Raw genomic sequence first — 20394 nt, forward strand, 5'->3', positions numbered from 1 at the left:
CTGGCTTGTCTCCACCAGAACACCCTAAAACCTCAAGCATGCTGTAGGTCAACCCCTGTCGGGCCAGTGTGCCCGTCCAGACCACCACAGGGGGTCGGTGTGGACCTCGTGTGGCATGGGCGATTGGGTATGAGCAGACTGCGGGCTTACTGTGCAGTGGTGAGTGAGGAGCACTTCGAGTCGACGCTGCCAGGCCCGCGCCCCAAGCTCTCCACCATCTGTCCGAGCTGCGAGGGAAGCGGTCAGATCGTGGAACCGGCGTTGGCGATGCTCGGCAATGTCGGGCGGACCGTTCACCATCTCAGACCGTGTCCGTACTGCCAGGAATCCGGCTACCTGCCGGGGCTGTACCCCATGGCCTGACGATTCGCCTGTTCACTGCCCCTGCGCCCGGATCGCATCCGAGGGCGCAGGCAGCCGCTCGCCTCGATACCCCGGACCACCCGCGGTCGTCGTCACCCGCCCCGAGAACGAGGAAACGGCCCGGCGGGAGGGGGGAGGCCTGCCGGGCCGTTTCGACGGCGTAGTCGCCGTCCTCGACCTCTGGAGATCCTGCGGCTGGGGGTCCCGCAGGATTCCAGAGGGAGATCTCAGCTCGCGTCGAACGCGGCCGCGATCTTGTCGCCGAGCTCCTTGTCGACGTTGCGCCAGTACTGCAGCGCCCGCGCCAAGATCGGCTTGGAGACACCGTTGCTCAGGTGGCCCTGAACGTTGGCGACCAACCGAGCCCGCTGGTCGTCGTTGAGCACGGACCGGACCATGGTGCCAGCCTGGCCGAAGTCGTCGTCCTCGGCGTGCAACCGGTAGGCCGAACGGACGATCTCATCGGTGACACCGAAGGATGCGGCCGCCTCGCCTGCCTTCGCGGCGTCCGCGTGCGGACCGCCGTAGGAGTTCGGCGCGTACACCGGGTCGCTCGGGTTGGAGTAGCGCATCGCGCCATCCTTGGCGTACGAGTTCACCGGCGACTTGGGCTGGTTGACCGGCAGCTGTGCGTAGTTCGGCCCGATCCGGTAGCGGTGTGCGTCCGGGTAGGAGAACATCCGGCCCAACAGCATCTTATCCGGCGACGGGCCGATGCCGGGAACCAAGTTCGTCGGTTCGAACGCGCCCTGCTCGATCTGCGCGAAGTAGTTCTCCGGGTTGCGGTCGAGAACCAGGCGACCGACCTTGATCAGCGGGTAGTCACCGTGCGGCCACACCTTGGTCAGGTCGAACGGGTTGAAGCGGTAGTCCGCTGCGTCCTCGTACGGCATGACCTGGACGTGCAGGGTCCAGCTCGGGTGGTCGCCCGCGACGATGGCGTCCCAGAGGTCGGCGATGTGATGGTCGGCGTTCTCGCCTGCCAGCGTCGCCGCCTCGGAGGAGGTCAGGAAGTCGATGCCCTGGTCGGTCTTGAAGTGGTACTTGACCCAGAACTTCTCACCGCCCGCGTTCTCCCACAGGTAGGTGTGCGAGCCGTAGCCGTTCTGGTGCCGCCAGGTCTTCGGGATACCCCGGTCGCCCATCAGCCAGGTGACCTGGTGCGCCGACTCCGGCTGCAGGGTCCAGAAGTCCCACTGCTGGTCGTGGTCCCGACGGCCGTTGTCGGCCCGCCGCTTCTGGGAGCGGATGAAGTCGGGGAACTTGATGGGGTCCCGGATGAAGAAGACGGGCGTGTTGTTTCCGACCAGGTCGTAGTTGCCCTCGGTCGTGTAGAACTTGATCGCGAAGCCGCGGGGGTCCCGCCAGGTGTCCGGCGAACCGAGCTCGCCCGCGACGGTGGAGAACCTGGTCAGCGCCTCGGTCTTCACACCGGGCTGGAACAGCGCAGCCTTGGTGTACTGGCTGACGTCCTCGGTGATCTCCAGGAAACCGAACGCGCCGCCGCCCTTGGCGTGCACGACCCGCTCCGGCACCCGCTCCCGGTTGAACTGGGCGTTCTTCTCGATCAGGTAGTGATCCTGCAGCAGGATCGGACCGTTCGGGCCAGCGGTCAGCGAGTGATCATCACTCGCCACCGGGATCCCCACGTTGTTAGTGGTGAAACGTGCGTCGGTCACGCGCCCAACCTCCTTGTTCGCTTCACGGGTGAACTGCTCGCCTCAACTGGCCGAGCAGGGGGCACACAGGCCCCAGAAGACGACTTCCGCCTCGTCGACGGTGAAACCCGCCACGTCCGAGGGCTCCAGACACGGCGCAGCGCCATGCACGCAGTCGACATCGACGGTGCGGCCGCACTGTCGACAGACCAGATGATGGTGATTATCGCCAGTGCGGGTCTCGAAGCGGGCTGGGTGTCCTGCTGGCTCAATCCGCCGCAAAAGGCCGTGGTCGGTACATGCCCGAAGCACGTCGTAGACGGCCTGTGTGGAGACGACGCCGAGCTGACGGCGGACCGCTGTGGCCACCTGCTCCGTCGTCGAATGCGGGTGATCGGCCAGCCAGTTCAGCACCGCCAGCCGAGGTGCCGTCACCCGCAGCCCAACGCCGCGCAATGCTTCGCGCGGGTCGGGTGCCGCTTCGCGGCCCTGCGGGGATGCCGTGGTGGGAGCCATACGACCGACAGTCCACCACCGTTTCTGGAACAAGTCAAGAAAACGGGTGGTTCGATTCACGTTGCGATCACGGGGGATCCGGGCGCAGTGCGCTGCGGGAATCGCATCCCGCAGACATGCAGGTGGGACGGGCCGAGCAGCCCGTCCCACCTGCGTGAATACCTGTCTGGTTCCTCAGCCTGCCGAGACGACCTGCTCGGCGATCTCGTAGGTGTTCAGTGCCGCGCCCTTACGCAGGTTGTCGCCGCAGACGAACATCTCGAGGGTGTTCGGGAAGTCCAGCGCCTGCCGCACCCGGCCCACGTAGGTCGGATCGCCGCCCACGACGTCCGACGGCGTCGGGTAGATCCCGTTGGCCGGGTCGTCCATCAGGACCACCGTCGGCTGCGCCTCGAAGACGGCGTGCGCCTGGGCGACCGTGACCGGCTTGTCGAACACCGCGTGCAGGGCCACCGAGTGCGTCGTGACGACGGGAACTCGCACGCAGGTGGCCGAGACCTTGAGATCCGGGATGCCCAGGATCTTGCGGGATTCGTTGCGGACCTTGATCTCCTCGGAGGCCCAGCCGTCGTCCTTGAGCGAACCGGCCCACGGCACCACGTTGAGCGCCAACGGGGCCGGGAACGGCGAGTCGTCCTGGACCAATCCGGCGGCGGTCAACGCCTCCCGGACGTCACCGGCCCGCGAACCGAGGTCCTTGCCCGCCACGGCGGCGATCTCGGCGTACAACCGGTCGACGCCTGCCTGCCCCGCACCGGAGACCGCCTGGTACGAGGAGACCACCAGCTCACGCAGTCCGAACTCGCGGTGCAGCGCGCCCAACGCCGCCATCATCGACAACGTCGTGCAGTTGGGGTTGGCGATGATGCCCTTCGGCCGCTTCGACACGTCGGCCGCGTTGACCTCGGGAACCACCAGCGGCACCTCGGGGTCCATCCGGAAGGCGCCCGAGTTGTCCACGGCCACCGCGCCCCGCGCGGCGGCGACCGGCGCCCATTCGGCCGAGACCTCGTCGGGAACGTCGAAACAGGCCACGTCCACGCCGTCGAAGACCTCCGGCGCCAGAGCCAGCACCGTGATCTCCTCGCCGCGCACCGTGATCTTGCGACCGGCGGAGCGGGCCGAGGCGATCAGTCGGATCTCGCCCCACGGCACCGTCTCGCGGTTGTCGAGAATGTCGATCATCACCGAGCCGACGGCACCCGTCGCTCCGACGATCGCCAGGGTGGGGCGACGGCCCGCGCCGCCATCGGTCGTGTCTGTCATCGAAGCGCTCACCGTTTCCCTCATCGACCCGTGCCCGCGTACACGACGGCTTCCTCATCGGTGCCCAGACCGAAAGCCTCGTGAATCGCCCTGACCGCCTGGTCGAGGTCGTCGTCCCTGATCAACACCGAGATACGGATCTCCGAGGTGTTGATGATCTCGATGTTCACCCCGGCGTTGGCCAGGGCCTCGCAGAAGGTCGCGGTGACGCCGGGGTGCGAACGCATGCCCGCGCCGACCAACGACACCTTGCCGACCCGGTCGTCGTAGCGGACCTGCTCGAAGCCCACCTCGGCACGCAGCTGCTCCAGCGCGGCGACCGCCGTCGCGCCGTTGTCCCGCGACAGGGTGAAGGTGATGTCGGTGCGCCCGGAGGCGGTACCGGAGACGTTCTGCAACACCATGTCGATGTCGATCTCCGCGTCCGCCACGACGCGGAAGATCCGCCCTGCCACGCCGGGGGTGTCGGGCACGCCCACCACGGTGACCTTGCCCTCGGAGCGGTCGTGCGCGACGCCGGTGATCATCGCCTGTTCCACGGTCAGATCCTCCACTGAGCCGGAGACCAGGGTCCCCGGCTTGCTGCTGTACGACGAACGGACGTGTACGGGTACGCCGTATCGACGGGCGTACTCCACACAACGGAGCATCAGAACCTTCGCGCCACAGGCGGCCATCTCCAGCATTTCCTCGTAGCTGATGGTCTGGAGATGCTTGGCGTTGGGCACGATCCTCGGGTCGGCGCTGAACACGCCGTCGACATCGGTGTAGATCTCGCAGACATCGGCGTTCAATGCCGCGGCCAGCGCGACGGCGGTGGTGTCCGAACCGCCCCTGCCCAGCGTGGTGATGTCCTTGGTGTCCTGTGCGACGCCCTGGAAACCGGCGACGAGGACGATCGCGCCCTCACCCAGTGCCTGTTGGACGCGCCCAGGAGTGACGTCGATGATCCTGGCCTTCTGGTGTACCGGGGTGGTGATCACGCCTGCCTGCGAGCCCGAGAAGGACCGGGCCTCGGCGCCGAGCGCGTCGATGGCCATCGCGACCAAGGCGTTGGATATCCGCTCACCTGCGGTGAGCAGCATGTCCATCTCGCGTTCCGGCGGGTTTGGCGACACCTGCTTGGCGAGCTCGAGCATCTCGTCCGTCGTGTCACCCATGGCCGAACACACGACGACTACGTCGTTGCCCGCCTTGCGGGTCTCGACGATTCGCTCGGCCACCCGTTTGATCCGGTCGGCACTCTGTACAGAGGAACCGCCGTACTTCTGGACGACCAGCGCCACGTCCTCGAACCTCCTCCAAGATCAGCCTTGCTGCGACCCCGGATGTCAGCTCGATCCAACAGCATCGAGCCCCCACGGGTCGCTCCGCTGCCAGGTCAGCCTACAGAGAATTAACGAAACACCCGAGTTTCAACCACGCCGACTAGCGTGTGACCCCCGATCGACCAACCCTGGGGAGGACCGGCTTGCGCTCCACGACGGCAGCCGAAGACGCGCGGGACGGATCAACCACGGGTTCGGGGGCTGAGCAGGGCAGACCGTCGCCGATATCCCGGCTCTGGGAGTGGGCTCAGCGGCATCCGCGGGCGGTCCGAATCGGTGAGCTCGCAGCGCCCGCTGTGGTCTACCTCGCACTTCGCCAGCTGGGGCTCTGGGTGCTCGGTTGGATGGCCGCACAACACGGAGAGTCACCACTTTCGGAACGCACGGCCTGGGATGGCCAGTGGTACCTGAGCATCGCCGAACACGGCTACGCGAACGTCTCGCCGGAGCTGTACGACGCGTTCGGCCAACGCACCGAGGACACCGCCACCGCATTCTTCCCCGGCTATCCGGGGTTGATCCGACTTCTCGCCGCGCTGCCCGGCGGCGAGCACGTCGCCTCGGCGCTGTTGATCAGCCTTGTCAGCGGTGTGGCGCTGGCCTATGCGTTGATGCGACTGGCCGCCGCAGCGGGTGGCGATCGGCGAACCGGTCTCATCCTCATCGCGCTGTTCACCTGTACCCCGCTGTCCATCTCCTTGTCGATGGCGTACTCGGAGGCGCTGTTCTGCGCGCTGGCGGCCTGGGCGCTGGTCGGGGTGGTGGAGCGGCGTTGGCTGCTCGCCGGGTTCTGTTGCGCCGCAGCGGGCCTGGTGCGTCCGACGGCTGCGGCCTTGATCCTGATCGTGGGGATCGCCGCCCTGACCGCGGTGCTGCATCGCCGGGACGGCTGGCGGCCGTGGGCGGCCGGGTTACTGGCGCCGTTGGGGATGCTCGGCTACCTGGGCTGGGTCGGCCTGCGCACCGGGTCGGTGACCGGTTGGTTCGACGTCCAGGAGGCGGGGTGGGGCTCCCAGTTCGACGGCGGTGCCGCGACGCTTCGCTTCACGATCCAGGTGCTCGCCGATGGTTCCTCGGTGCTGGAGGTCGGCACCGTCGCGCTGCTGTTGGCGGCGATCGTGGCGATCGTGGCCTCGATCCGGATGCGGCTGCCCTGGCCGTTGGTGGGCTATGGGATCGCCGTGTTCATCATGGATATCGGTTCGAACGGGCTGATGAACTCCAAGGCGCGGCTGCTGCTGCCCGCATTCACGCTGCTGTTGCCGGTCGCCATCAGCCTGGCCCGACGACGGCCGAGCACGGCGTTGAGCGTCGTGGCCACCGTCGCACTGGCCGGGTCGTGGTTCGGCGCCTATGCCCTGGTCGCCTGGCCGTACGCCACCTGATCCGCGCCGGTCACGCCGCCGGTGCGTGCCGGGACTACCAGGTGACTACGCTGGCCGCGATGCCCACGGATCGCGGAGGTGCCCAGGTGACCGAATCGGCGGCGACATCGGTCGAGAACTCCGACCGTCGCGCACACACCAGCGTGCCGTTGCACCCCTTGATCGCCGACCGCTGGAGTCCGCGCAACCTCGACGCGACCGCCGAGTTCTCCCTCGATCAGCTCCGACCACTGTTCGAGGCGGCGCGCTGGGCGCCGTCCTGGGGCAATTCGCAGCCCGCGCGCTATCTCGTCGGGCTCCGGGGCAGCGAGACCTTCGAGCGGATCGCCAGCACGCTGACCAGGGGAAACAAGGCGTGGGCGCCCGCATCGGCGGCGCTGGTGGTCGGCATCGCCGTGGTCTTGGACGAGGAGGGGCACCCGCTGCCCTACTCCGAATACGGGTTGGGGATGGCCACCCAGAATCTAGTCCTGCAGGCCGTGGCGGAGGGCATGATCGCGCACCAGATGGCCGGCTTCGACGCCGAGGCGATCGCGGACGCGTTCAACCTGCCCGACAGCGTCGAGCCCCGCGTCACCATCGCCATCGGCAGGCTGGCCGCGCCAGGAACCGGACCGGAGGACCTCCGCGAGCGGGATGCCCAACCACGAAAGCGGCGTGGCCTGGACGAACTGGTCTCCGGCGAAGCCTGGGGCACCCCGGTGTACTGAGCCGGGGTGCGGGCGTCCCGACTCAGCCGAAGGCCCGCGCCAGAATCGCCGCGACCACGACCCAGAACAGGGCCGCGACGCCGTGGTCGACGAGCACCTGGAGTGTCTCGTTGTCGGTCGGGATCAGGCCCGGCCACCAGAGGGTGAGCCATTCGGAGAGGTTGCCGATCAGTTGGACGACCTCCACGTCCGTGCTCACGTTGAGCAGGACCAGTAAGGCGTTCACCACGAGCACCGCAGCCAGCACGAAGCCGACGGCGTTGATCAATCCGGCAAGTCCACTGTCTCCACGTTTTGATGCCGCCATGATGTGAGTGTTTCTCACTTGCAGGTCGGCGCGCACTCCCCGGTAGGCAGGAATGCGGTTGTTCGGGTGGCCTGCGCCGCCACTCGGCCGGGTTCGAGTGGCTCGGCACACACCTTGCCTGCGACATCGTGCAGCTCGGCGTGCCCAGGCTCCCAGCATCTGGACGACGGGCTTTCGCGCCGGGCGCCACGTCGGTTAGCCTCTCGCCGTGGCTCGTGCGCTCCTGCTTCGCTGCCGCGACGGGGTCTGACCAGACCGGCTCCCCGGCGCGGAGTTCGAGGCTGCCGGTCGTCGTACTCGGCATCAGTAGGAGAACATCCGTCATGGCCAGCCATTCCGAGATTTCCGCGCCCGACGCCTTCAGCACCGGCCGTAGTCGGCTGCGCGTGCCGTCGCGACCGGCGCCCGCCGACCAGCCCGCCTGGAACCCGCAGCGGGGCAGCTCGATGCCGTTTCACCGCTACCAGTCCTTCGCCGAGCAGGTAGAGCCGGTCACGCTGGCCGACCGCACCTGGCCCGACGTCGTGACCCGCACGGCCCCGCAGTGGTGTGCGGTCGACCTGCGGGACGGCAATCAGGCGTTGATCGACCCCATGTCCCCCGCCCGCAAGCGTCGGATGTTCGACCTGCTGGTGCGGATGGGTTACAAGGAGATCGAGGTCGGTTTCCCGGCGGCGAGCCAGACGGACTTCGACTTCGTCCGCGAGATCATCGAGGACGACGCGATTCCCGAGGACGTCACCATCCAGGTGTTGACCCAGGCGCGACCCGAGCTGATCGAACGCACCTTCGACGCCGTCAACGGCGTGCACAAGGCGATCGTGCACCTCTACAACTCGACGTCGATCCTGCAGCGGCGGGTGGTGTTCCGCAGCGAGCGCGAGGGCATCAAGAAGATCGCCACCGACGGCGCTGAGCTGGTCGCCGCCTTCGCCGAGAAGCACCCGGAGACGCAGTTCCGCTTCCAGTACTCGCCCGAGTCCTACACGGGCACGGAGCTGGCCTACGCCGTCGAGGTGTGCAACGCCGTCATCGACATCTGGCAGCCGACGCCCGAGGCGCCCGCGATCATCAACCTGCCCGCGACCGTGGAGATGGCCACTCCCAACGTCTACGCGGATTCGATCGAGTGGATGCACCGGAACCTGGCGCGCCGCGATTCCATCGTGCTGTCGCTGCACCCGCACAACGACCGGGGCACCGGGGTGGCCGCCGCCGAGCTGGGATATCAGGCCGGGGCCGACCGCATCGAGGGTTGCCTGTTCGGCAACGGCGAGCGGACCGGCAACGTCTGTCTGGTGACCCTGGCGCTGAACCTGTTCAGCCAGGGCGTCGATCCGCAGATCGACCTCTCCGACATCGACGAGATCCGGCGCACCGTCGAGTACTGCAACCAGCTGCCGATCCCGGAACGGCATCCCTACGGCGGTGAGCTGGTCTACACGGCGTTCTCCGGCAGCCATCAGGACGCCATCAACAAGGGGCTGGACGCGCTGCGCGTCGACGCCGAGGCGGCGGGCGTGCCGGTCGACGACTTCCGTTGGGCGGTGCCGTATCTGCCGATCGACCCGAAGGACGTCGGCCGCAGCTACGAGGCGGTCATCCGGGTCAACTCGCAGTCCGGCAAGGGCGGCGTCGCCTACATCATGAAGACCGAGCATCAGCTGACGCTGCCGCGCAGGCTGCAGATCGAGTTCTCCAAGCTGGTGCAGGCGGTCACCGACTCCGAGGGCGGCGAGGTCGACCCGAAGACGATGTGGGACGTCTTCGCCACCGAGTACCTGGAGCCGACGGCCCCGCTGAAGCTGGCCAAACACCGGGTGAGCGGCGGCGATCAGGACGCGATCGTGGCCACCGTGGTGGTCGATGGCGAAGAACGCGAGATCACCGGCACCGGCAACGGGCCGATCTCGGCGTTCGTGGACGCGCTGACGACCATCGGCTACGACGTCCGGGTCCTGGACTACGTCGAGCACGCGCTGACCGGCGGCGATGATGCCAAGGCCGCGTCCTATGTCGAGTGCGCCGTGGGCGACACGCTGCTGTGGGGCGTCGGGGTGGACACCTCCACGGTCACCGCAGCGCTGCGTTCGGTGGTCTCGGCGGTCAACCGCGCCCAGCGCTGAGCGAGCTCTTCTGTGGCGGTGGCCGGGGTCGATCCTGGCCACCGCGCATCGATCCGCGCGACCCCAGGCTGTCCGGTTCGGGCCGTTCTCTCGCGGCAACCGGACGGTTCGCACCGCACCGCCCGCCGGCCTCGTCCGATGGCGGAGCCACCGATCGGGGCCGGTTCGCCGCAGAATCGACCACGGGCGAGAGCCGGTTGAACTCGATCGATCCGGCGCACCGTCGACTTGCGACGCCGGTCCGTCGCCCAGATGGTGGTGGGCGTCGGCTGTGGTGACCGGGCTACCGCCCAGTCGATCAGTGCGAAACCGGATGTCAGTACTGTGAACGGAATTCTTGTTCTGCTGTGGCCCTACTAGCGATGAATGGAGACGGCATGAGCGCCGGATCGGACGAGGGACTGCGCTGGTGGGTCGACTGCACGGACGCCTCCGGGCGATCCAGGCAGCTCACCGTTCTCGTATTGGGCGACCGGGTCGCCGTCGTGACGCCACCCGGCGAGACCGCCGTCATGGAGCCCTCCGATGCCGTGGGACTCGCTCAGGCCCTGGAGCGGGCCTCGGAGGCGCAGAAGGTGATCGCCGACGGCAGACCGTTGCACCCCGAGACCATCGGCTGACGAGGAAGACCGACCCGAACAATGCGGCTCGACCCGGATTCCGGGTCGAGCCGCATCTCGTTTCGCAGAGGCGAACGGCCGGTTACTTCTGGTCCATCACCTCGGTGATCGAGGCCGGACCGGCCGCCGTCGTGTGCGCCGCGCTCGCCGCGAGGTCCGGATCGACGGCCTCCGCCTTGACCGCGTGCTGTTCGATCTTGCCGTCGCGGATGTCCTCGGCGAAGTGGCAGGCGACCTTGTGGCCGGGCGCCAGCTCCCGCAACGCGGGCCGCTCGGTGTCGCAGCGCGTCTCCTGCCGCCAGGGACACCTGGTGTGGAACCGACAGCCGCTGGGCGGCGCGGCGGGCGAGGGCAGATCGCCGGTGAGCAGGATGTGCTCCCGTCGATCCTCCAACGCCGGATCCGGCACCGGCACCGCCGAGAGCAGCGCCCGCGTGTACGGGTGCAGCGGCTCGGTGTACAGCGAGTCCGAGGTCGCCTCCTCGACGATCCCGCCCAGGTACATCACGCCGACCCGATCCGAGATGTGCCGGACGACCGCCAGGTCGTGGGCGATCACCAGATAGGTCAGGCCGAACTCCTTCTGGAGGTCGCCGAGCAGGTTGATCACCTGCGCCTGCACGGAGACGTCCAGCGCCGACACCGGTTCGTCGGCCACGATGAGATCGGGATTGACCGTCAGGGCGCGGGCGATGCCGATCCGCTGCCGCTGACCGCCGGAGAACTCGTGCGGATATTTGCGCAGCGCGCTCTCGGGCAGGCCGACGGCCTTGAGCAACGTCCGCAGCCGCTCGTTGGTCGCCTCCTGGTCCTTGGCCAATCCGTGGGCCTTCAGCCCCTCCACCAGGATCGACTCGACCGACTGGCGGGGGTCCAGCGAGGACAGCGGGTCCTGGAAGACCATCTGCATCCGCTTGCGCATCCGCCGCAGCGGCTCGCCCTTGAGGGTCGACAGGTCGGTTCCATCGAAGACGACCTTGCCCTTGACCTCGTCCACCAGCCGCAACAGCGCCCGGCCGAGGGTGGACTTACCGCAGCCGGACTCGCCGACCAGGCCATAGGTCTCGCCACGGTGGATGGTCAGGTCGACCCCGTCCACCGCGTAGACATAGCCGACGGTGCGGTCCAGGATCATGCCGCGCTTGATCGGGAAGTGGACCTTGAGATCCTCGACCGAGACCAGGACCTCATCCCGGTTCTCCGCGACCTCGTCCGTCGCGGAGGTGTCGGCGGTTGCCGTGTCGGTGCTGGTCTCGCTCATCCGGTCACCTCCTGCGTTTCGTGCCGACGCGCGACCGGATTGTGGCAGCGCAGCAGGCGGTCGTCGTCGGACTCCATCGCCGGACTGATCTGCTCGCACTTGTCAAGTCGGTTCGGGCAGCGGGGCGCGAACGCACACGCCGAGTGCCACGGCAGGTTGTCCGCCATCGAACCCTCGATGGGGGTCAACCGCTCGCCCTTGGTGGAGTCGAGCCGGGGAATCGAGGCCAGCAGACCCGAGGTGTAGGGGTGTCGCGGCTCGGAGAACAGCCGATGCCTGCCCGCCCGTTCGACCATCCGGCCGCCGTAGAGCACGTTGACCTCGTCGCAGAGGCCCGCCACGACACCGAGGTCGTGGGTGATCATGATCAGCGCGGTGCCGGTGTCGCGCACCAGGCTCGCGAGCAGCGACAGGATCTGCGCCTGAATGGTGACGTCCAGGGCCGTGGTCGGCTCGTCGGCGATCAACAGCCTCGGCTTGCAGGCCAGGGCCATCGCGATGAGTCCGCGTTGCCGCATCCCACCGGAGAGCTGGTGCGGGTACTCGTCGAGCCTGCGGTTCGGGTCCGGGATCCCGACCCGGTCCAACAGCTCGGCGGCCTCGACCCTGGCCGCCTTGCGGGACATGCCGCGATGCCGCTCCAGCACCTCGGTGACCTGCAGGCCGATGGAGACCACCGGGTTCAACGAGGACAGCGGGTCCTGGAACACCATCCCGAGGTCCCGGCCACGGCGTTCGTCCATCTGCTTGCCGTTGAGCTTGAGCAGGTCGGTGCCCTCGAATTCGACGGTGCCGCCGACCTTGGCCCCGTGCTGGGGCAGCAGACCCATGATGGCCAGCGAGGTCACGGACTTACCGCAACCGGACTCGCCGACCAGGCCGACCGTCTGGCCGGGTTCCACATCGAAGCTGATGCCGTCGACCGCGGTGAAGGGCTTCTCGCCCTTGCGTTCGAAGACGACCGAGAGATCGCGAACTTCGAGGAGAGCCATCCTTATCGCCGCCTCTTCGGGTCAAGCGCGTCCCGCATCGACTCACCGACGAGGGTGAAGCCGAGCGCCACCAGGATGATGCAGCTCGCTGGATAGAACGCCAGGTGTGGATGTGAATCGATGATCGTCTGCGCGCCACCGAGCATCTGACCCCACTCGGGGATCGCGTCGTTGGCGGCGCCGAGACCCAGGAAGGATAGGGCGGCGGCGTCGATGATCGCGACCGCCAACACCAGGGTGGCCTGCACGATGACCGGGCCGAGTGCGTTGGGCAGCATGTGCCGGAACACGATCGCGCCTCGACGAACACCCAGTGCCTTGGCCGCCAACACGTGGTCGCTGGAGCGCTGCGCGAGCATCGCGCCCCGCAGCAACCGGGCGAAGACCGGGATCTGCACGATCGCCACCGCCAGGATCACGGTGAATTGAGTCTGCCCCGCGAACAGGGCGCCGATCGACACGGCCAGCAGCAGGGACGGGACCGACAGCATCACGTCGACCATCCGCATGACGAACGAGTCGACCCAGCCGCCGAAGGCACCGGCCAGGGTGCCGAGGGTGAGCCCGCCGCCGAGCCCGATCAGGGTGGCGAACAGCGCGACCAACAGGGTCTGCTGCGAACCCAGCAGCAACCGCGAGAGCAGGTCGCGACCGTTCTGGTCGCCGCCGAGCGGGTGGCCCTCCTGCGCGGGCGGAATGCTGTTGGTGGCCGCCGACACCTGGTCGGCAAGCATCCGGGTGCCAGGGTCGTGCGGTGCGAGGAATGGCGCCAACAGCGCCAACAGCACGAACAGACCGATGATGGTCACGCCGACCAGGAAGGTCGGGCTGCGGCGGAGTCTGCGCCAAGCGGAGGCCAGCAGGCTGGTGCCCGAGTCCGCTGCGGCCGTCTCGGCCACGGCGTCGATGCGCTCCTTGCGAGCGTTGCCTATCGCCATCACCGCGTCCTGATCCGGGGATCGATCGCCGCGTACGACAGATCGACCACCAGGTTCACCAGGACGTACACCATCGCCGCGGCGATGATCACGACCTGCAACACCGGAAAGTCCTTACGTTCGAAGCCCAACGCCAGCGCTTGTCCCAGCCCGGAGATGTTGAACACCCGTTCGGTGAGCACCGCCCCGGAGAGCAGCGCACCGGTCTGGAGACCGATGGTGGTGACCACCGGGAGCATCGCGTTGCGTAGTACGTGCCGCCGCCGGATCACCGAACCGGCCAGGCCCTTGGACTTGGCGGTGCGGACGTAGTCCTCGTCCAACACGTCCAGCACGGCGGCGCGGGTGATGCGGAAGATCACGGCGAACGGGATGGTCGACAGCGCGATCGCGGGCAGGATCAGGTGCAGCACGGCATCCCAGGCCGCATCCCATTCCCTGGTCATCAGGCCGTCGAGGATGTAGAAGCCGGTGATTCTGGTGGCATCCAGCCCGGTGCTCTGCCTACCGGAGGCGGGCAGCCAGCCCAGTTCGACGGCGAAGATCCACTTGAACAGGAAGGCCAGGAAGAAGACCGGGACGGCGATGCCGACCAGCGACCAGCCGATGCTCAGGTTGTCCAGCCAACCGCCTCGCCGCCGCGCGGCCAGGTAGCCCAGCGGGACGCCGACGGCGATCGCGATCAGGATCGCGAAGATCGACAACTCGAGGGTCGCCGGGAAGCGCTGGAGGAACACCTCCATCGCGGGAACTCCGCGCTGCACCCCGGTCGAGGTGCCGAAGTTCCCGGTGAGAGCACGTTCCAAGAAGCTGAAGTACTGCACGAAGATCGGCTGGTCCAAGCCCAGCTCGGCTCGCAACTGCGCTGCGGATTCGGGGGTGGAACGGTCTCCCAGGAGGGCCGAGACCGGCCCTCCTGGGAGTATCCGAAGCCAACCGAACAGCAGCACCGAGAGCACAGCGACGACCAGCACCATCTGGGCCAATCGCCGAACGGTGTATCGGAGCACGCGTTCGCCTTTGGTGGTGGGATTCGAGTCGAGTCGGGTCTCTTACGCCCTACTCTTCGGTCACGGTGATGGTGTTGAACTCCTCCGCCGTGAGGGGGCTGGTGACCAGGCCCTCGACGTTCGGGCCCACCACGATCGCGGGCGGCGAGTGCGACAGCGGGATCGAGGGCATCCAGTCGGACAGCATGTTGCGGTTGATGTCCTCGTAGAGACCGGCACGAATCTCGTCGTCCGGCTCGGCGTCGGCCTCCTGCAGCGCCTCGGACAGCTCCTCGCCGCCCTCGGACTCACCGGTGAAGAACTGGCCCTCGGTCTCGGTGAAGAAGGTGCCGATGAAGTTGTCGGCGGTGTTGTAGTCGCCGGTCCAACCGAGCAGGAACAGCTGGGCGTCACCCTGGTTGGTGCGCTCGGTGTAACCACCGTTCCACGAGGTGCTGACCGCTTCGACGGTGATGCCGACGGCCTCGAGGTCCTCGGAGATCGCGTTGAAGATGGTCTGCGGGTTCGGCATGTACGGCCGGGTGACCTCGGTCGGCCAGTGGAACTCCACCGTCAGGTCGGAGGCGCCTGCCTCCGCGAGCAGCTCCTCGGCGAGCTCCGGGTCGTACGCGTAGGTCTCGACGTCGTCGGCGTAGCCCTCGACCGACTCCGGGTAGAACTGGGTCGCGACCTCGGCACCGGCGGGCATCGTCGAGGTGACGAGCTCTTCGCGGTCGATGGCGTGCGCGAGGGCCTTGCGGACGCGCACGTCACGCAGCGCCTCGTTCTCCTTCTGGGAGATGCCCAGGTAGAGGATGTTGAACGGGTCGCGGATCTCGACCTTGTTGCCGCCGTCCTGCAAGGTCTGGTAGTCGGCCGGGTTCGGCAGGTCGTAACCGTCGATACCGCCGGACTGGAGCTCCTGGCGCCGGGTGGTCTCATCCGGGATGATCCGGAAGATCAGGTTGTCGATCTTCGCTGCGGCCTCGGCGTCCCAGTACTCGTCGTACTTGGTCAGCTCGATCGTCGCGTTGCCCTCGTCGTAAGACGCGAACTGGAACGGACCGGTACCGGTCGGGTGCTCCCGGGCGTAGTCGGAGAAGACGAAGCTGTCGCCCTCGGCCCGTACGTTGTCGGCCTCGTACTCCTCCAGCGCGGTGGGCGACTGCATGGAGAACGAGGGCAGACCCAGGATCGACGGGAACTTGCCGGTCGCCCTGGTCAGCTGGATGACGGCGGTGCTGTCGTCCTCGACGGAACACGACTCGAACAGCGAGGGGCTCTCGCCGTCGGAGAAGCCGCCGAAGGTGTTGTTCCAGTAGTAGGAGATCGCCGGGTTCTGCCCGGTGCCCTCCTGGTTGTACCAGCGGTCGAAGTTGAAGCAGACCGCCTCGGCGTTGAAGGGGGTGCCGTCGTGGAAGGTGACGTTCTCCTGGAGGTTGAAGGTCCAGGTCAGTCCGTCCTCGGACGACTCCCAGTCGGTGGCGAGTTCCGGCTCGACGTCGACGCCTGCCGGCTCGAAGCCGACCAGGCCCTCGAAGATCTGCCGGGAGACGCGGAAGGTCTCGCCATCGCTGGCGAAGAAGGGGTCGAACAGGGCTGGCGCGCCTGCGGCGCCGAAGACGAAGGTGCCGCCTTCACCGGAACCCCCACCGGTGTCGTCGGACCGCTGCGACTCAGCGCAGGCGGACAGGACAAGGGCTCCGGCCAGGCCGACGGCACTCAGCCGTAGGAGCCGTGACCTCGGGGCCGTTCGGGATGTGGCCATCACGCACCTCAGTGTTCGGCTAACTCACAGTTGGTCGCAGACGATAACCCTTGTTCGCTACGTATCCGTAGCGTTACCGGGTCACGATCCCGACACGCATGAATCCTGCCAGCCGAATGCGCCGGATTTCGCTCACTGAGTGTAACGTTCTGATGAATCGGTTGGAGTCGACCAACCGCGCTGAGTGATGATGAGGTCGGCACGTCGCGGGGTCTGATCCTCGGCGAACCACTCGCGTTCGAACCGCTGCCACTCGATGATCGGCTCCCGGATCGTCTCGCCGTCCCGACGTATCGACCGTTCACGTCTGCGCTGCTCATCGCCCCAGGTGATCCACACCCGGTAGGAGAGGAAGTGTTCCGCGGCTCGCCGTCCCATCGAGACGCCCTCCAGCACGAGCACCTCTGGAACCGGCACGCGGACCACGTCCCCGAGGACCGGGCCGGCCTCCGACCAGACGATCCGCCGATACTCCGCTGGCGCACCCGCCCGCAGTGGCGTTAACACAGCGTGCTCGAAACCGGGCCACCACTGCCAGGGCTCGGACCACGTAGCGAAGTCGTCGGCGCGGACCAGACTCACACCCACATCACGGCGACGGAGTTCGGCGGCCACGGCATCCGCGAGGGAGGATTTGCCCGATCCGGAGGGGCCGTCGATCGCCATCGCCCGGACCGTGCCGAGCCTCGCCGGCCGATGCAACACCGAGTCGGCGAGTCGTTCGACCGCACCGGCCGGGAAGGAGACCGGTTCCGTGACCTGCGAGATCTCACCCGGCGTCTCGTGGGAAGCCGGCCGATCGGCCTCGGCCGGTTCAGAACCGGTCACACCGTTCGGCGTCCGGACAGGGCCCGGCCGAGGGTCAACTCGTCGGCGAACTCCAGGTCGCCGCCCATCGGGAGACCGGAGGCCAACCGGGTCACCGTGAGCCCGGGGAAGTCGCGCAGCATGCGGATCAGGTAGGCCGCCGTAGCCTCACCCTCGGTATTCGGATCGGTCGCGATGATCACCTCGGTGACCTCGACCCCGTCGGCCGTGCCGCCGATTCTGGCCAACAACTCCCGGATCCGAAGCTGGTCCGGGCCGATGCCGGACAACGGATCCAGCGCGCCGCCCAGGACGTGATAGCGCCCCCGGAATTCCCGGGTCCGCTCCACGGCGGGCACGTCCTTGGGCTCCTCCACCACGCAGACCAGCCGGGGGTCCCGTCGCACATCGCGACAGATCCGGCAGGTCTGTTCCTCCGAGACGTTGCCGCAGACGTCGCAGAACACCACGCCCTCCTTGACCCGCTGCAATACCTCTTGCAGCCGGGTCACATCGGCGGGTTCGGCGGCGAGCAGATGGAAGGCGATCCGCTGGGCGCTCTTGGGCCCGATACCGGGCAGTCGACCCAGCTCGTCGATCAGATCCTGAACCGGACCCTCGTACACCCCGACCTCTCCTTACTGCCGACTCGCGCTTGCGTCGCGAGAGTCCACGACAATCCGCCCCGGTATTCCGGGTCGAATCACATGCCCGGGAAACCGGGCAGTGCCGGGCCGCCGGGGCCGCCGCCGAGACCGCCGAGGCCACCGAGGTCGCCCAGGCCACCGAGGCCACCCGCGACCGGGCCGAGCTTCTGCTGCGCCAGTTCCTGGGCCTGCCGGTTCGCATCGCGCACGGCGGCGACGACCAGGTCGCCGATGGTCTCGGCGTCGTCCGGGTCGACGACCTTGGGGTCGATGTTCACCGACTGGAGCTCACCGGAGCCGTTGACCGTCGCGGTCACCAGGCCGCCGCCCGCAGTCCCCGTGACCTCGGCCTCGGCGAGTTCCTGCTGGGCCGCGAGCACCTGCTGCTGCATTTTCTGTGCTTGCTGAAGGATCTGCTGCATGTTGGGTCCACCGGGCTGCACTTGTCTGGTTCCTCTCCACGACGGGTGGGGCCTTCTGGCCAGCCTACGGCGTGCTCCAGGCACGTCGGTGCGACGTGGCGGCGCGCGCCAGAGCTTGTTCGGCGAGCCTTTCGATCAGGACCGAAGCCTGCTGACGCCCAGTTCCTCGGTGAGCAATCGCTCGGCGGCCCGCATCGGATCCGGTGGGCGGTCGAATCCCGAACCGCCGGACCCGGCTGCCTCGGCGGCGCCCTCGGTCGGTACGGGTTCCGAAGGCTTGGCGGGCACGACCCGTCGAACCGGGGCCGAGGGCGTCGACTGCGGGTCGGGTTCCGGCGGCTCCATGTCATCGGGCTCGGGTGGCAACGGCACGCCGTCGGCGTCCTCGGTGTCCACCCGGCGCGGCCGCTGTTCGGCGGGCTGAGCTGCGGGACGTTGTGGGCGAACCGGCGCCTGCGGGGCGGGGGCGGCCTGCCGGACGGGTTGCTTCGGAGCGGCCGCAGGCGCTCCGCCGCCGATCGCGGCCATCTCCTCGGCCGACCCGCAGCGCACCTGCCAACTACCGCCGAGGACCTGACCCAACGCCGCCGCGATCGCCTCGGAATTGCGGCTGTCGGCCAATCGACGCGCCAGCGGTGCGGACATGTGGGTCAGCAACACCAGGTTGCCCTGGACGGCGTGCACCGTCGCGTCGGAGAGCATCGCCTCCAGGCTCCGGCTGCGTTCCCGGACGACACCGAGCAACGCCGTCCAGACCCGGCGGATGGCGGCGGCATCGATGCCACCGGTGGCCGCTGGTGCTGCGGCGACGGGTTCCGGCTCGGGGGCCACCGGTGCCGGGTCGGGTGCGGCGGCGGGCGGCGTCGGTGTCTGGGCGGCCTGTGGTGCGGCGGCGGGCGCCTCGCGCTGGGCGGGGCTCGGTTCCGGCTGCGGCGGGCGGGCCTGCGGCCGTTCGATGGTTCGTGGCGCGGCGGCGGGGGCTGCCTGCGCTGGGGAGGTCGCCTGCGCTGCGGGTGCCCGAACGGCCGGGGCCGGACTGGCGGCCTCGGCGCGGGGAGCCGCCGCAGGGGGTGCGACCCCGATGCCCGTCGTCATCCGCAGCTCGACCTGTTCCAAGCGCTGCAACAGGGCCTGCTCGGAATCGGACACCGCAGGCAGCAGCATCCGGGCACACAGCAGTTCCAGCAGCAGCCTCGGCGCGGTCGCGCCCCGCATCTCGCCCAAACCGGAGTGCACGATCTCGGCGAAGCGGGCCAGGGTCGCGGCCCCGAGCTGTGTGCTCTGCCGCTGCATCACCGTGAGCTGGTCGGCGGGGACGTCCACCAGTCCGCGCTGCGCGGCCTCGGGCACGGCCTGGAGCAGGACGAGGTCCCGCAGCCGTTCCAGCAGATCGGTGGCGAATCGGCGGGGGTCGTGGCCCGCGTCGGCCAACCGGTCGACCGTGGCGTAAACGGCGGCGTGGTCGGCGGTGGCCAGCCCGTCGACCATCTCGTCGATCAACGCGGCATCGGTGACGCCGAGCAGGGTGACCGCGCGCTGGTAGGTGACGCCCTCCTCGCCCGCGCCCGCCAACAGCTGGTCGAGCACCGACTGGGTGTCCCGGGCGGAACCACCGCCCGCCTTGATGACCAGCGGGTAGACGGCGGGGTCGACCGCGACGCCCTCCTCGGCGCAGATCCGCTCCAGCAGGCCACGCATCGTGGCGGGCGGCATCAGCCGGAACGGGTAGTGGTGCGTCCGGGACCGGATGGTGGGCAGCACCTTGTCCGGCTCGGTGGTGGCGAAGATGAAGATCAGGTGTTCCGGGGGCTCCTCCACGATCTTGAGCAGGGCGTTGAAGCCCTGCGTCGTGACCATGTGGGCCTCGTCGACGATGAACACGCGGTAGCGGGACTCGGCGGGCGCGTAGAAGGCCCGGTCACGCAGCTCACGGGCGTCGTCCACGCCACCGTGACTGGCGGCGTCCAGCTCGACGACGTCGACGTTGCCCGCGCCCTCCGGCGCCAGCGCCACGCAGGACGAACAGGTGCCACAGGGGTCGGGGGTGGGACCTTCGACACAGTTCAGCGAGCGCGCCAGGATGCGCGCGCTGGAGGTCTTCCCGCAGCCCCTGGGCCCGGAGAACAGGTATGCGTGGTTGATCCGACCAGCCGACAGCGCGGTGCGAATCGGGTCGGTGACATGTTCCTGACCGACGACCTCGGCGAAGGTCGCCGGGCGGTATTTGCGGTAAAGGGCCAGCGCCACACGACGAGGCTACGCGGCAGGTCCGACAGCGTGACGAGCGGTTT

Annotated in this window: 19 protein-coding genes; 5 read left to right on the plus strand and 14 right to left on the minus strand. The window is 68.2% G+C overall.

All coding sequences use genetic code 11. The features are described 5' to 3' along the window. Window positions 1–159 precede the first annotated feature (159 nt). A complete protein-coding gene (locus BKA25_RS26065) occupies window positions 160–363 on the plus strand; it encodes a hypothetical protein (protein ID WP_157420883.1) in 204 nt (67 codons plus the stop codon). A gap of 227 nt (window positions 364–590) precedes the next feature. Here the strand turns inward: BKA25_RS26065 and BKA25_RS26070 are convergent, their stop codons facing one another. The 4 genes from BKA25_RS26070 to BKA25_RS26085 all read right to left on the minus strand — a co-directional run bounded on the left by BKA25_RS26070 (window position 591) and on the right by BKA25_RS26085 (window position 5089). Further along, window positions 591–2042 (minus strand): catalase, encoded by a 1452-nt coding sequence (locus tag BKA25_RS26070; protein ID WP_069845908.1) that lies wholly within the window; start codon window positions 2040–2042, stop codon window positions 591–593. A gap of 42 nt (window positions 2043–2084) precedes the next feature. Then, on the minus strand, window positions 2085–2537 hold the full coding sequence (locus BKA25_RS26075; RefSeq protein WP_069845906.1) for a Fur family transcriptional regulator: 453 nt from the start codon (window positions 2535–2537) through the stop codon (window positions 2085–2087). A 174-nt stretch (window positions 2538–2711) separates the two neighbouring features. Then, entirely contained in the window at window positions 2712–3803 is a 1092-nt protein-coding gene (locus tag BKA25_RS26080; RefSeq protein WP_069845904.1) for an aspartate-semialdehyde dehydrogenase, read from the minus strand. A gap of 20 nt (window positions 3804–3823) precedes the next feature. Continuing rightward, window positions 3824–5089: an aspartate kinase gene (locus BKA25_RS26085; RefSeq protein ID WP_069845902.1), complete on the minus strand. Its 1266-nt coding sequence runs from the start codon at window positions 5087–5089 to the stop codon at window positions 3824–3826. A 386-nt stretch (window positions 5090–5475) separates the two neighbouring features. On the opposite strand from BKA25_RS26085, the gene BKA25_RS26090 reads away from it, so the two are divergent. Next, on the plus strand, window positions 5476–6516 hold the full coding sequence (locus tag BKA25_RS26090) for an MptA/MptB family glycosyltransferase (protein ID WP_221312440.1): 1041 nt from the start codon (window positions 5476–5478) through the stop codon (window positions 6514–6516). Between the two features lie 59 nt (window positions 6517–6575). Then, window positions 6576–7226 carry a nitroreductase family protein gene (locus BKA25_RS26095; RefSeq protein ID WP_069853151.1) on the plus strand — a complete coding sequence of 217 codons (651 nt, stop codon included), beginning with the start codon at window positions 6576–6578 and terminating at the stop codon, window positions 7224–7226. A 22-nt stretch (window positions 7227–7248) separates the two neighbouring features. On the opposite strand, the gene BKA25_RS26100 is transcribed toward BKA25_RS26095, so the two are convergent. After that, the gene (locus BKA25_RS26100) at window positions 7249–7533 is read right to left on the minus strand and encodes a hypothetical protein (protein WP_069845898.1); all 285 of its coding nucleotides are present in this window, start codon (window positions 7531–7533) and stop codon (window positions 7249–7251) included. A 323-nt stretch (window positions 7534–7856) separates the two neighbouring features. Here BKA25_RS26100 and leuA point away from each other — a divergent pair, with 323 nt between their 5' ends. After that, on the plus strand, window positions 7857–9659 hold the full coding sequence (gene leuA, locus BKA25_RS26105) for a 2-isopropylmalate synthase (RefSeq protein ID WP_069845896.1): 1803 nt from the start codon (window positions 7857–7859) through the stop codon (window positions 9657–9659). 377 nt (window positions 9660–10036) lie between these two features. Further along, window positions 10037–10279: a hypothetical protein gene (locus tag BKA25_RS26110; protein WP_084642371.1), complete on the plus strand. Its 243-nt coding sequence runs from the start codon at window positions 10037–10039 to the stop codon at window positions 10277–10279. Window positions 10280–10361: 82 nt separating this feature from the next. Here BKA25_RS26110 and BKA25_RS26115 read toward each other — a convergent pair whose 3' ends face one another. The 9 genes from BKA25_RS26115 to BKA25_RS26155 all read right to left on the minus strand — a co-directional run bounded on the left by BKA25_RS26115 (window position 10362) and on the right by BKA25_RS26155 (window position 20350). Further along, window positions 10362–11414, minus strand: a complete 1053-nt coding sequence (locus tag BKA25_RS26115; protein WP_236750863.1) for an ABC transporter ATP-binding protein — start codon at window positions 11412–11414, stop codon at window positions 10362–10364. A 122-nt stretch (window positions 11415–11536) separates the two neighbouring features. Next, a complete protein-coding gene (locus BKA25_RS26120; RefSeq protein ID WP_069845892.1) occupies window positions 11537–12532 on the minus strand; it encodes an ABC transporter ATP-binding protein in 996 nt (331 codons plus the stop codon). 2 nt (window positions 12533–12534) lie between these two features. Further along, complete coding sequence (locus BKA25_RS26125) at window positions 12535–13470, minus strand: ABC transporter permease (protein ID WP_069845890.1); 936 nt, start codon at window positions 13468–13470, stop codon at window positions 12535–12537. Next, complete coding sequence (locus BKA25_RS26130) at window positions 13470–14480, minus strand: ABC transporter permease (protein ID WP_069845888.1); 1011 nt, start codon at window positions 14478–14480, stop codon at window positions 13470–13472. The genes BKA25_RS26125 and BKA25_RS26130 overlap by 1 nt, the downstream gene beginning before the upstream one ends. Window positions 14481–14529: 49 nt before the next feature. Beyond that, window positions 14530–16227, minus strand: coding sequence for an ABC transporter substrate-binding protein (locus BKA25_RS26135; RefSeq protein WP_069845886.1), 1698 nt, complete (start codon window positions 16225–16227; stop codon window positions 14530–14532). 132 nt (window positions 16228–16359) lie between these two features. After that, window positions 16360–17055 carry a uridine kinase family protein gene (locus BKA25_RS26140; RefSeq protein WP_311734513.1) on the minus strand — a complete coding sequence of 232 codons (696 nt, stop codon included), beginning with the start codon at window positions 17053–17055 and terminating at the stop codon, window positions 16360–16362. Beyond that, entirely contained in the window at window positions 17052–17660 is a 609-nt protein-coding gene (recR, locus tag BKA25_RS26145; RefSeq protein WP_069845884.1) for a recombination mediator RecR, read from the minus strand. Before recR ends, BKA25_RS26140 begins: the two co-directional genes overlap by 4 nt. A 77-nt stretch (window positions 17661–17737) precedes the next feature. Next, a complete protein-coding gene (locus BKA25_RS26150) occupies window positions 17738–18103 on the minus strand; it encodes a YbaB/EbfC family nucleoid-associated protein (RefSeq protein WP_069853148.1) in 366 nt (121 codons plus the stop codon). A 135-nt stretch (window positions 18104–18238) separates the two neighbouring features. Further along, window positions 18239–20350: a DNA polymerase III subunit gamma and tau gene (locus BKA25_RS26155; protein ID WP_069845882.1), complete on the minus strand. Its 2112-nt coding sequence runs from the start codon at window positions 20348–20350 to the stop codon at window positions 18239–18241. Window positions 20351–20394 lie beyond the last annotated feature (44 nt).

The sequence above is a fragment of the Actinoalloteichus hymeniacidonis genome (genome assembly GCF_014203365.1).
GTDB classification, from domain to species: Bacteria; Actinomycetota; Actinomycetes; order Mycobacteriales; family Pseudonocardiaceae; genus Actinoalloteichus_A; species Actinoalloteichus_A hymeniacidonis.